General features: G+C 56.2%; 6 protein-coding genes. 3 read left to right on the top strand and 3 right to left on the bottom strand.

The window, feature by feature from the left end; all coding sequences use genetic code 11:
- The first annotated feature begins 87 nt into the window (after window positions 1-87).
- The gene (gene pyk / locus VEH04_07220; protein HYG22555.1) at window positions 88-1,506 is read left to right on the top strand and encodes a pyruvate kinase; all 1,419 of its coding nucleotides are present in this window, start codon (window positions 88-90) and stop codon (window positions 1,504-1,506) included.
- A gap of 13 nt (window positions 1,507-1,519) precedes the next feature.
- Here the strand turns inward: pyk and VEH04_07225 are convergent, their stop codons facing one another.
- Genes VEH04_07225 through VEH04_07235 form a run of 3 tightly spaced genes read right to left on the bottom strand, consistent with a single transcriptional unit; the run spans window position 1,520 to window position 7,451 of the window.
- Window positions 1,520-2,224 carry a response regulator transcription factor gene (locus tag VEH04_07225; GenBank protein ID HYG22556.1) on the bottom strand — a complete coding sequence of 235 codons (705 nt, stop codon included), beginning with the start codon at window positions 2,222-2,224 and terminating at the stop codon, window positions 1,520-1,522.
- A gap of 13 nt (window positions 2,225-2,237) precedes the next feature.
- Complete coding sequence (locus VEH04_07230; GenBank protein HYG22557.1) at window positions 2,238-4,259, bottom strand: HAMP domain-containing sensor histidine kinase; 2,022 nt, start codon at window positions 4,257-4,259, stop codon at window positions 2,238-2,240.
- Between the two features lie 21 nt (window positions 4,260-4,280).
- Window positions 4,281-7,451 (bottom strand): sugar-binding protein, encoded by a 3,171-nt coding sequence (locus tag VEH04_07235; GenBank protein HYG22558.1) that lies wholly within the window; start codon window positions 7,449-7,451, stop codon window positions 4,281-4,283.
- A 472-nt stretch (window positions 7,452-7,923) separates the two neighbouring features.
- Here VEH04_07235 and VEH04_07240 point away from each other — a divergent pair, with 472 nt between their 5' ends.
- Both VEH04_07240 and VEH04_07245 read left to right on the top strand, forming a co-directional pair.
- Window positions 7,924-9,276, top strand: a complete 1,353-nt coding sequence (locus VEH04_07240) for a hypothetical protein (GenBank protein HYG22559.1) — start codon at window positions 7,924-7,926, stop codon at window positions 9,274-9,276.
- Between the two features lie 24 nt (window positions 9,277-9,300).
- Window positions 9,301-13,302, top strand: a 4,002-nt coding sequence (locus tag VEH04_07245; GenBank protein ID HYG22560.1) for a cysteine peptidase family C39 domain-containing protein, incomplete at its 3' end; no start/stop codon positions are given.

A 13,302-nucleotide genomic window follows, 5' to 3' on the forward strand; every position in this document is an offset into this window, starting at 1 on the left:
GGCACGGAAACTATGCGGTTCACCAACGGTCATGGCAAGTCAGGATTCCTTGCCGTGCTGTTCGGTTCACATTTATGCTCCCCCCTCATGCAAGCCAGTACGCAGCGCAAAACAAAGATCGTGGCGACTCTCGGTCCCGCCACGGATTCCGCAGAGATGATCGGAAAACTGATCGATGCCGGAGTCAATGTGTGCCGACTCAACATGTCGCACGCCCCCCATGATTGGGTTCGCCGCGTCGTTCGCGATATCCGCGCGGCAGCACTCTCTCGCAATCGGCATGTTGGAATTCTGATGGATACGCAGGGACCGGCGATTCGCACCGGTGAACTCAGCGTCCCGCTGAATCTCCAGCCTGGCCAGAAATTTACCCTGACAGTCCGCGGCGAACGCAGCGAGGAGGTTCACTCCGTGGATGTCAATTACGAGAACTTCGTCAACGACATCTCTGTGGGCGACGTGGTGCTGCTCGACAACGGAGCGATCGAAATGAAAGTGCTGGCGAAATCCGGCAACAAGGTCGAATGCGAAGTTCTAACGCAGGGCACCCTGGGGAGCCGCCGGCATATCAATCTTCCCGGCGTGAAGGTCAGCCTCCCGGCGTTGACGGCGAAGGATATACGCGACGTGTTGTTGGGCGTGGAACTGCAGGTGGACCTGATTGCCCTCTCGTTTGTTCGCGAAGCCCGCGATCTTCTGCAGCTGAAGGAGTTGTTTGAATCCGGCAAGCCGCGGCCGCTGGTGATCGCGAAAATCGAGGACCAGCAGGCGGTCACGAACTTTGAGGAAATCGTTCGTGAAGCCGATGGCATCATGGTGGCGCGCGGCGATCTCGGAATTGAAATTCCCTACGAGGAACTGCCGATCGTCCAGCGGCGCATCGTGAAAACATGCCTTCGATACGGGAAGCCCGTGATCGTCGCAACACACATGCTGGAAAGCATGATTGAGTCGCCGATGCCAACTCGCGCGGAAGTCACAGATGTTGCGAACGCAGTCTATGAGCAGGCGGATGCGATCATGCTGAGCGGCGAAACCACCGTGGGCCAGCATCCGCTGAGATGCATCGAGGTTTTTGATCGGATTGCAACGCGCATTGAACGCAGCGGCGGAGCGAATTTTTACGAACAATCGGAATTAGTCAGCCCGCGGCAGAAGCTGGTGAAGAGCGCGGTCGTGCTGGCAAACGAACTGAAGGCGGAGGCTGTTCTCGTGATCACACGCAGCGGCAACATGGCTCGTTATTCGGCGTGGCTTCGCCCCCGCCATTCCCGTATTTACGCCCTGTGCCCAAATGAAAAGGTTGCAGCGGGGCTGACCCTGAGCTGGGGCGTGACCCCGTTCGTCGTGCCATTCGATCTGATCAATCCCGAGAACACAATCGAAGCGGCCTTGCCTCTCCTCGTCGAGCAGGGCGGCTTGCATCGCGGCACCACCGTGGTGGTCATCGGATCCATCGTCGTGGGAGAGCAGATCGTGGACGCAGTCCAAATGCGGGTGGTGTGAGGGCGTGCCGACGTCACGGGCGGGCCGCCGTGCTTTTGTTGCTCTCGGCCTCAAACCGGTAGCCGATCTGGCGGATGGTATGGATGAAGCACGGGTTGGCGGGATCAGATTCAATCTTGTTCCGCAGCGTGGTGACAAAGCGGTCGATGCTGCGGGTCGTCACGAGACAATCGTAACCCCACACCGCGTTCAGAATTTCATCGCGCGTGAGGGCCCGCCCGGGTTTCCGCGTGAAGAATTCCAGCAGCTTGAATTCCTTGGGCGATAACTCAACTTCGCGTCCGCCGCACGTCAGGCGCCGCGCTGCAGAGTCCAATTTGAAACCGCCAAATTCAAACACGTCCGGCGTTTCCTTTCGAACCCGCCGCAGCAGGGCCGCGGCGCGGGCCAGCAATTCGCGCACGCTGAATGGCTTCGTGAGGTAATCATCCGCGCCGAGGTTAAGCCCCAGGATGATGTCCGATTCCTCCCCTTTCGCTGTCAGCATGATGATCGGCACCTGAATCTTCTGTTCGCGGACCAATCGGCAGAGTTCGTACCCGTTGATTCGCGGGAGCATGACATCCAGAACGATCAGGTCGGGTTGTGCATTGAGGGCGAGCTTCAACCCCGCGTCTCCATCCATGGCCGTGAAAACCCGATAGCCCTTGAACTCGAAGTTGTCCTTGAGAGCGATCGACATCGTCGGATCGTCTTCAATGATTAAAACGGTTTCCATTGTTCTGATTGGATCAACCTCGATGGCACAGTGCCGCATTCGCGCGGGCCGGGGACGGCAACGCCGCCGGAATCTGCACAGTAAAAGTGCTTCCTTCGCCGGGTTGGCTTTTCACCGTCACGCGGCCTTTATGCCCGTCCACGATGAATTTGACAATGCTGAGTCCCAGGCCGCATCCCTCCACCTGCCGGGCGAGCGAGTTGTCGACCTGGTAAAAGCGATCGAAGATCCGGCGCAGATGGCGTCGATGCAATCCTATGCCATTATCCGAGACGGCGAACGAGACGCTTCCCGCTTCGGCAGAAACCGTGAGCCCGATTCGCTTGTGGCTTCCGCTGTACTTGCAGGCGTTCTCCAGCAGGTTAACCAGGACAGTAACCATCGCATCTCGGTCTGCGATGACCTGCGGCAAACCGGGCGAGACACTGAGCTCCACCGGGCAGCGCGCGTCCGCGAACTTGGTCTGCAGGGATTCCATGGCATCGTTGACGATATCGGCAGCATCCACTGCGACACAGTTGAATGCAGCTTTGTTGCGCTCCATGCGCGAGAAGGTCAGGAAACGATCGATCAACCGGCTGAGGCGCTCATTTTCCCGCGCGGTCATCCGCAGGTACTGGCGCGCCTGGGAGTCGTCCCGCACGTTGCCTTCCAGCAGAGTATCCACAAGGACGCGCATCGACGCCAGGGGCGTTTTTAGTTCATGTGAAACCGTGGCAATGAAGTTGTTCTTCATCTGGTTTAAACGAATTTGACGGCCGATTGCCTGTGTCGCAAGGGCGGCTGCGACCAGGATCAGCAGGATGACCAATGCGCCCGTCCAGAGATACGTTGTAATCTGCCGCTGCGCCGCCCGCTCAAAGACATCGCCGTCCTGAAAGTGCAGCGCAATTTTCCATCCGCCGAACGGATCGGGCAAAGTGGCCGTGGTAAACGCGGGGCTGCTCACACCCCCGCTTCGCACGATCACGGCTCCACCACTGTCGAAAATCTCAAATGCGGATCCCTGCTCGCTCAGCACATCGCGATACGACGCGAACAGCTGTGCGAGCCCGTTCGTGTTCAGCAAGAGCAGCGCCGAGCCGCTTCGGGTCGTGGTTTCAAGCGCGTGCAACTTCTCGCCTTCGACAAGCACGGGAAAACTTTGGGCCTTTCGATGAAGCATTGAATCCAGGTTGGCCGCGGCTGTGAGGGAACGTTCCTCAGCCCTGATCCACTCCTGCAGTTCGCGCGTCGCGTCCGGGTCTGCCCCCAGTTCCTTCAAAATGTGCAGCACGCGGTGCGCGAGGAACACGTTTTGAGCGGGCGAGAGGATCGGATGGGAATCTTCAATGTTGAAAATCTCTCCCAACAGCGATTCGAGCAGCCGGCGTTGGAGGGTGCGATGCGACTCGCCCTCGGAATATCGGCTCAGGACGTTGACGAGAAACAAACGTGCGCGTTGTACCGACATGCGACTTGCCGTATCGAGTGCTTGCACGTTCGGGAAGGCAGCCGTTTCCGCAACCTCAATGGATTCCTCCAGCCGTTCAAGGCGAACGAGGCAACGAGCGCGCCCGAGCCGGGCTGCGATAGCAATCGAAGGGTCGGCGTGGCCCTGCAATCTTTCATACGCCTCGGCCGCCTGCGCGAACTGCTGCTTTCCGAGTTCCAATTCCCACGGCACGGCGAGTGCATGTTCCGAAGAAACGTCGTCCCCTGCCAAACCGCTCACGCGCGGGTAAAGAATCCCGCCAGCCGAATCGTGCAACACAAGCCCCTGCACTGCATTGGACGACACGAGCGAACGCAGGGCCACATAGGGATTGCTGCTGTTGGAATCGAGGATCGCGGTGATCTCCTCCAGCGATTCCTTGACGCGCGCGCCCGCGGCAGCGATTCGATCCTGGTATAATCCCGCAACCTTCTGCTGGATCACGAGCCGCTCGTTGGCAACGACGCGGCTCATGAACCAGAGCAGGCTCACGGTGGGCAGCAGCACAGCCACCGTGAGCAGCGCGAGCCAGCGGATCTGGATGTTGCGATTCGGGATCATGGAGAAACCCGGATGCGCAGTTCAGGGAATCTTCGCAAGGGAAACAATTTCCGTTTCAGGCAAGGCATAATTATAAACCCGCACGTCATCCAGGAGCCCGTTAAACCCGCGGCCCTTCTGTTCGGCGTTGTCACCGATCAGAACGTCAAATGCGTTCTGTCCCATGGGACCCGTCCGCGGCTGAACCGCGGCGCGTTTGCCATCGATGTACAGGCTCATCTCCTCGCCGCTGTAAACTGCAGCGACGTGGTGCCATTCGTTAGGTGCAATCAGGCTGGCGCTGTCCAGCCGCGAATTGCCTTCCCAATGCCCATGAACGCTGAAATGCAGGCGCGGTTCGAGATCGACCGTGGACAATCGCCATGAGGTGTCGCCCTTGCTCACGACGGCCATCCAGCCGGTTGAAACAGAGCGCAGGTTCATCCAGCACGCGACCGTCACCTGGCTTGCAAGATTGAAAGCTTCCTTTGCCGGGACCTGCACGAATCCTTTGCCATTCAAGTCAATCGCGCGTCCCAGCCTGCCGGGCTTCCGTTGAACTTCGCCCACCGGCGTTCCATTGTGATTGCCCCCGCTGCTGTCCATCGCGGTTCCCTGTTCCTCATCGAATTTCCACCAGCCGATCATCCCACCCAGGACCGCGTTGCCAAACAACTCCGGACGCATGTAAGCCAGATCGGTCCCGTCGCGCCAGACGACCTTTGAATCGCGCTTGCCTGAATCGTTGTCATTGATGTGAACGTCGAGCCCGAATTGAGCGCCGGACGACGGTTTGGCGCCGAGGGTAGCCCAGGGAAACCGGACCTCGAGGCGGTATCCTGAGGCCGTCTTGACCATCGCCGATTGAACCCCTTGCGTGCGCTGGTGCCTGGCTTCCCGCATGTCGAGGGAGCCGGAATTCCAGCGGAAACTGTAATGGTAATCGGTTGATCCATAGTCCGTCCGCTTTGCGTTGGTTGCGTCGATGTAGATTTCCACGCCGTCGTCCTGGAACCAGTTCGCTTCGTCGTGATCGCGGCGCAGAATGTCGTCCGTCACCTCCACAAGGAAGTAGAGGTTGTTCTCGTCCCACAGCGTCCTGTATTGCGCGGCGAGGTCGCTGCCATTCGCAGGCTTTTCGAAGACGGCTTTGCTCAACACATGCGCGCCGCCCTGCGCCCAAACGGCATCCACTTCGCCATCGATCGCAGGCGCGGACGCAACAGGCGCAACGACGGCCGGCATCTGCTGGCGCAGCATTGTGGACCGCGCCTCTGCGGCAGCTTCCTCGCTGATTCGAGAGATCGTATTGATCGGGCCCATGATTTCGTGCAGGGGCGGGAGGCCTTCCACGCTGATGGACAAGGCCAGTTCATTTGGCTGTTCGTCCGAGCGCAATTGAACCGTGGTGCTGGCAACGGCCTGGGCCAGTGCCTTCACCTGAACTTCAAGCTCCTGCTGTTTTGCGGCGCTCATGTTGCCCGGATCCGAATTCTGCGCCAGCAGGTCCACGAGGCCGCCCGCATTCGCCATCAGCACCTTCGCCGCGGTGGGTTGAATCGAGGCGATAGACTTTGCCAGCGGACCGCTTGTTCTCGCCGATTTACCGGCGCGCAACGAGGCCGACGCGCTGTCGAGAACCTGTTTGCTTGCGGTGACCAACGTTGTGCCGTTCACCTGTTCGAGATAGGCAAAGACTTCGTTGGCCTGGCCAGCGGGAGTCATTTGAAACTTTCCCGCCGCGGCGTTTGCTTCGCCTGTATGAATCAAATTTGGAATGCTGAACATGCGCGCCAGCAGGTCGCGGGTCTGGCCTGGATTACGGCTTGTGAGCGCAATTCCCAGAGATTCTATCAACGCGAGCTTGGGATCCGTTTGTTTGCTTCCCGGCGGCATGAGGAACAACGTCACTTGTTGCAGGTTGGCGAATACCTCGCGACCAAGGTCAAGACCCGTGACTTGCTGGATGCGGTTCTGGGCTGCCGCAACCTGCGCCGAATCCGGTCCGTTCAGCGCAAAGCTCGCAAATGCAATAGCGCCCGCAGGAACCACATCTAGCGCACGCGGATTCAGGTTTGGGGTGTGGATCAGGCCGAATGCCAGGGATTGGTGGCTGGCTTTATAGAGCGTTCGCACGTTGCAGCCAATGCCGTCGTCTCGAAGCGAGAACGACAGCGTCATGCAATCCATGTTCTTGAAATCGGCGAACGCATTGGCGGTCAGCATTTCTTTGGGAACATCGTCGGGCGGAATGAGTTCCAGTGCTTTTGCATACGCTTCGTCGGTCTTCATCCACAGCGTAAGGACATCCTCCTGCCTCTGTTTGCGCGTGAGCTTTGAGAATACGTCGTTTCGCGACGCCAGAGTGGGTTGCTTGAGCGTGCCTTTGTATTGCTTGACGCTCCAGCCGAGTTCCTTCGCCGGCTGCGTTGCAATGATCACCTTGTCATCATAGGCCACTCCCACCATGTCCTGGATCAGCACCACGTTCATTCCCTCGATGGAACTTGCGGGCTTGCCCGCCATTCCAAGTGCTGCGAGCAGGATTCCCCTGAGCGCATCACTCTTGCCCGGATAGAGCACCGCGACGCACGAAGGAGGACCGTGCTGGCTGAAGCTCGTGATGCCGATTGCGGAGCTTCGTATTTTTTTGAACTCCGCCAGCATGCTGGGATTAAGCAGTGCGGCGATCAGGTTCGCCGGTGAAGGCTGGCTTTCGTTTGCAGGTCTGCCTCCCATGGCAGCCAGCGGATTTTCGTAAGGCGTTCCCTTGAGCATTGTCACAAGGGTTTCAATCTGGCGACCCGGGCTGCCCAACTCCAGGTAGAGGAGCGTATTGACCGGCATGAGGGTGGCGGGATCGAAATTGGTAAGGTCCTCCAGGACGAGGCGTGCTTTGTCGACAAGCTCGGTCTGGTCGGAATAATCGGCGGCCAATTTTTGGAGAGAAGTCCGTGCGCCGGCTTCATCCTTCACCTTCAGGTAACACATGCCCTGCCGGTAAAGGGCTTGCGCGATCTGGGGGCGCGTGGCATTCGCCGCACCTGCGACTTCAGCGTAGTTCGTGATGGCAGCCTTGAGATCGCCCTCGACTTCCTCGGCATAAAGGCCGCGCTGGAGCAGTTCGCTTGGGGTGGCACCGCGAAGCGCTGGAGCGAGGCACGCGAAGGCGGCGAGGAGCAGCGTCAGTTTGATCACGTTCAATGTTTTCATAGTTTGAAGGGCAATGGAGCCCGGGTTTGCTCCGCTACTCTAGAGACTGATTGTTACCGTTGTGCTACCGCGCCGTCCTTTTATAAACAAAAAACTCCCGTGGTTGAGCTCTTCCGAAAAAAGCCAACGGGATTTTTTCACCGCCGGGGAACGACTGATACACACGGATCGAGGGAAAGAATTGAACCACCACAAAAACACGAAATACACGAACAAGAAGGAGAACCTGGTCCGCTCGAACGTGAGCAAGCGGAGACAATGCTTGACGACGGATGGACACGGATCAGGGAAAACCTTGAACTATCATAGAGCACATAAAATGAAACTTCATCATGGGTCTGTTTCGTTGCAACAGGCGCCCACCAAAATGTCGCGTGACTGCCTCGCGACATTTAGCCCTGACGGATTCTGAATCAGGGTGCGGCGACGTTCCAAGTGCTTGTCGAGTTCGACATAAAGTTGATTCACTTTCTTGTCGAGCTCTGAAATTAAAGAGGATTTCATCTGGCTCAACCACAACCTCGGAGCCAATTTCTTCCTCACGAACTCATTGTTGGTTGCGATGACGAACACGGGGACGCACACGGGGCTTGCCAACACGTTCACAACCGATCTCTCGGCGCAATTGAAGAAGAAGACAACATATCCACCCCTGATCTATTCCAATCTAACGCTTGCGGTGGAAACAACATTCAGCCCGCAGGCGCAACGAGATTTCGATGTTCCGGATCGTGGCTTTCACTACGACGCGCTGGACTATGCGTTCGGCGGGCTGAATGCCGGGACCAATGTGGTTTTCACCGCCGGAACGGCGATTGGATGGTTTGAGCTTCCGGGTTCGAGCGGCCCGGGATACGGGTTGTCGTTGCCCAACGATGTCACGGCGATGTTCACAGGAACTGCGACATTACCCTGTGTTTTTGCTCGATACTCAACCGTTCAGGAGGGAGTAAACGGACATTGGAAAGACAAGGGCTGGCTGGCTGGGATTCGCAGCACGGGCACAATGATCACCAATCGGCCGTCGCGAGTTGTTGCCCAGTTTCTTCACAGCTATCTGCCCGCTGGCGGGCCCTGTCATTTCCGGGACTACAACAATATGCTCCGCGTGACCGCAAACCACTCCGAGTTTTACGTTGGGAACCTGGGTGGTTACAATACGCAGAGTTCTTACACGAACTGCCTGTTTGATCGGATCTACCTTGTGAATAACACGAGCGTGTCCACAGCGTGGTTTATTCTTCGCAACACTACCCATTACGGCGGATGGATCGATTTTGGGCACTCAGAGTCAGGGCCGCCCTATTGGTTCTCCAGCATTGTCGATTGTGCCTTCGATGGGACGGCGATCACAATGGGCAATCCGTCTGGAGGGAATCCGCTTTATGTGTTTAATGATTTTAACGCGTATTTAGTTGGATCTAATAACACAATTCCAGCGGGTCCGAATGACATTAATGTCGGTAGTTTTGGGTGGATGAGTGGTTGGTCCCGGCCCGGGAGGTTCTTCTTGCCGTGGACCACCTCTCCGCTGGTCGATGGAGGAAGCACGACCGCAGATCAACGCGGGCTATTTCATTTCACAACTTCCCCTTCTGATGGGATGAAGGAGGAAGATTCGCAGGTGGATATTGGCTACCACTATGTCGCGGTGGACTGGCCCGATATACCGATGGATGAAGACCAGGACGGCACTCCTGATTACATCGAGGACGCTAATGGTAATGGCATTCTGGATAGCGGCGAAGCGCGATGGGATGATGCGAGCGATTCGGGACTGAGAGTCTGGATCACGCGGCCGACCTCCGGTTCGATCGTCCCCTGATGCCCGAATACAATACAAACCACCATGAAATTTCAGGCAAACATTCTTCAGGCCATCGTGGCAATGCTTCTTGTGTGCGATGGCAATATTTCTTTCTGTGCGGAGGTGCCCAATTCATTGGATGAAGTGGAAACCACGTTGCGTCAAGCACCGCTCTTCAAGGAACCCCTGATTTGGGTCGGCTCGGAGCGTCCACCAGAATCTCAGACGCGTGCTCTGTATGAGATTGCTGCTGTTGAAGCCTGGAATGATAACGCTTCGGCCGACGAAAAAGTCTCCCGGTTCGAGAGCTTTATTGCGCAATATCCCGATTCTGCGTGGAATCCCGCGTTGCTGGCAAATCTTGGGGTGTATTACCGTTCAGAAGGGAGGTACACCAAAGCATTGGAGCGCTGGTCCGAAGCGTGGCGTCGCACAGCGAACTTGACTGATTACAGGAGCCGGCATGTGGCTGCGTTCACCGCGGCCTATTGGTCACAGCTATTATCGAGTTTAGGCCGCATCGACGACATGGAAGCGTTGCTTGCTGTCGTTAAAACCGATGTCACTGCAAAATCATTGTTTGCAAAGGAAATCGAAGCTGCCAATCGATCTTTGGCGATCATGAAGAATCAACCTGCCGCCGCCTTCCGATGTGGAACATTTGCGCTATTCCACGCCGCGCAGGCGTTCGGCGAAGCTTCGAAATGTCAGTCACTGCTGTCGCTCAATTCGCCTCGATCAGGTTTCTCTCTCCAAAATTTGGTGGAGTTTTCGGCGAATTACCAACTCGGATTCGCCGCCGTTCATCGCGGTTCAGGAGGCGAACTGATCGTCCCCTCGGTCGTTCATTGGAAGGAGAATCACTATGCCGCCATAGTGGAGAAGCGGCGAGGGGCGTACAAGGTCATTGACCCGACGTTTGGCGGATCAAAATGGTTGAGCGCTGCGGTCATTAATGAGAATGCGAGTGGCTATTTCTTGATCCAATCTGGCGACCATCCGGCCTCGTGGCGAAGCGTCGATCCGGATGAGGCATCGACGGTTTTCGGCAAGGGAATCGAGAATAACGGTGAGCCAAATCCATCCGGATGCCCTTGTGGGACATGTCCTCCTCCATGCGCGCCAGGCTCTCCGGGATCCGGAAACGGAGGCAACGGGCCGGGCAGCTGCGGTTCCGCATGCGGCGTGAGGGTTGGGGCCGCAAAGGCAGGAATGCCCGATTGGGAAGTTCAAGAGCCATATATTTCACTTTGGCTGCACGATCGGCCGATGTTCTACGATCTCAGCCTCGGCGGGCAGTTTGCTCTCGATATGACCTACCACCAACGAGAAACGCGAGCTGCCCCGGGTTCCTGGAACACAAACGTTTTCAACTTCGGGCCGAGTTGGAACTGCAACCTCCTCACTTATATTCTTGTGAAGGGGACAGTCACGCACGATCAGGAAACAGTCGACTGTGACCCGGAATCAGAAAGTGAATGCTGCACTCAAGCAGTGGTTACAGGCAATATAGAGCTCTCCGAATTCGCCCCGAAAGGCGGTCTTCGACGACACGTTTGGGATGGAGAACTCGCTCCCTGGTTGCGCGACACCAGGACACACGCACAGTTAAAACCGGTCGGGTATGACACCGTAACAACCCTCCCTTCTGCCTGTGGATACTCGTACGACCAACGCGTGGTTCACTTCAAGACAGCTACTTTGGATTATCCTGATGGAAGCACGGCGGCATTCGGTTTGGTCGTTACAACGAGCACTCTTCCCGAAGAGAAGCTTGCATTTATCACCTCACTCACCAACCCGCAGGGGCAGGTAATGCGTTACCACTATTATACAAACGTCAGTGTTCCGAATAAACCGATAGTTCGGCTGGCGCACGTGGTGGATTTCGATGGAAATACAAACAGCTTCCTCTATGAAGATGCAAATTTCTCCAGCGCCGTAACAGCTATCACCAACGCCAACTATAAGCTGGGGGTGGCATTTCGTTATGATACGAACGGATTTTTGACGAACATCGTGGACACAATCGGACTGGCGAGTTCTTTCCAATATACATTTACCAATGATCTGTTCTTCCAAGGCTACAATACCAACGGTCAGCCCGGGAACCCGGATCAGTACGGCGGGTTTACGGAGCCGCCCCATACCAATCAGGTTTGGCTTTTGACTCGGATGAGTACTCCCTACGGAGACACGTCATTCGAATACATTCATCCGACCTGGCGAATGTTTACGCCTTCGAGCGCCCCTTCAGTGGAGGCTGAGATCAACCGGGCGATTCGGGTCACACAGCCCGATGGTGGAACACACCTCTTCATGTACCTGGACAGGCATAATCCAATGGTCACTGGCCCATATCTGTACCCGACGCTTTGCGGGTCGGAAGGTAGCGATTATTTGGAGAACTACCTCGTTTTCAAGCAAAGAACGTCGAAGCATGCGGACATTCACCTGGTGGATTTCAATTCCTACTATTGGGGTCCTCGGCAGTATGCCCGATTAAGCACAACGGTGATAACCAATTTCAATTACACCGACTATCGGGGCGCTCGTGTCCGCAACTGGCTTCACTCGAATCCAGATGTAAATGATTTCAGCACTTCGCAAACGTTGAATGCGGAGCAAGCGCCAAGTCCAGACCCGGAGAACTCAGTGTCGAGCCAATCAATTTGGTACGGATACGAAGGCAAACCCGCGGACGCGGATATTGTCGAGAGCCAGAGCGATAACATTCCGGTCACCGTTGGATACCAAACAGACGATTTTGCCATTCGAATTCAAAATTCGTGGCGCAACACGCAAGGACTTGTCACCAAGACCGTCGATTTTGGTTCTGATGTTTCTTGTGAACACTTCATTAAGACGAACCTCTATGTGTACGCGGCAAATGGGATTGATCTGGTGAAACATATTGGGCCGGGGAATTTGATGTTGGGTGGCTATGCCTACAATGCCTTTCACCAAATTACGTTCGCAACCAATGCACTCGGAGAAGTGACGTCGTACACCTATGTTTCGAACCGGCTCACCAGCACCAAACTCCCAAGCGGATTGATCACCACGAACATCTATGGCGCGAACGGGTTTATAGCAGTCACCTACGATTACGCTGTGGTCGCCGGAACACCTGTTTACTATCGGACCAACGCGTACACCTACACCAATGGCCTTGTTTTCACGCATACCGACGAACGCGGACTGACGGTTACAAATACGTGGGACAAACTGCAGCGCCTCCTGAGCGTCAAGTATTCCGATGGACGATCCATTTCCTACACGTATGACAAGCTCGACCTCGTGCGGATTGTCGATCGGATGGGATTCACCAACTCCTTTGTTTACGACAACATGCAGCGCAAAATCTTCGAGACGAATGCGCTCGGGCGCGTGACAGCCTATAGCTATTGCACATGCGGGTCTCTGAATTCGGTCCAGGACGCGGCAGGACAGAATACGTTCTTCTACTATGACAACCTGGGGCGTCTGACCAACACCCTGTTTGCCGACGGATTCAGCATCCGGCGCGAATACGACCTCGCATCACAGATCCGCCGAACGATTGACAGCTCCGGTCACACGGTGATTAAGACTTATGACGGAGAGGGAAATTTGCAGGCGGTGGACAAGGACCACCCGATCGGGCCTCAAAGAACGGCGCAGTTCAGCTATGACATCTATGATCGGGTCACGACGAACATCAATGCGGAAGGGGTGAAGGTGACGATGACCTACGATCCCCTGGGACGGTTGCGAACGCGGACGTATCCGGACAACGGAGTTGAGAGCTTTGGCTATACACTGAACGTTTCAGGAGCGACCAGCTACACCAACCAGCTCAACCAGGTGACCCGTTACGTTTACGATCCGCTGGAGCGAAAGACGGCTGAAACGAACGCCAACCTGGAAGTGACGCGGTTTGTCTATAACGGCGCCGGGGACCTGCTGACATTGACCGATGGCAAGAATCAAACGACGGCATGGAAGTACGATTCCTTTGGACGCGTGACGAACAAGCTCGATCATTTGGGGACGAACCTCTTC

The organism is Verrucomicrobiia bacterium (assembly GCA_035629175.1).
Lineage (GTDB): Bacteria > Verrucomicrobiota > Verrucomicrobiia > Limisphaerales > DASXHY01 > DASXHY01.